Consider the following 316-nt stretch of genomic DNA (forward strand, 5'->3'; position numbering starts at 1 on the left):
AACCCGCATCGGCGATTGGGAGGCCGACACCATCATCGGCAAAGATCAGAAAAGCGCATTATTGACCCTAGTCGAACGTGTTACCCGCTACACCATCATCTGTAAATTGGATAACTTAAAGGCCGAAGATACTGCCCGGGCAGTCATTAGGGTATTAAGGACATATAAAGCCAGAGTCCACACCATCACCATGGATAACGGCAAAGAGTTCTACCAACACACCAAAATAGCCAAAGCATTAAAGGCGGAAACCTATTTTTGCCGCCCTTACCATTCGTGGGAAAAAGGGCTGAATGAGAACACCAACGGACTCATC

1 protein-coding gene is annotated in these 316 nt (G+C 47.5%); it reads left to right on the forward strand.

What is annotated here, in order from left to right:
• The coding region (locus tag HMPREF2726_RS08825) for an IS30 family transposase (RefSeq protein WP_148132504.1) at positions 1-316 on the forward strand (316 nt) is incomplete at both ends.

The organism is Neisseria sp. HMSC074B07, assembly GCF_001810355.1.
Classification (GTDB): domain Bacteria; phylum Pseudomonadota; class Gammaproteobacteria; order Burkholderiales; family Neisseriaceae; genus Neisseria.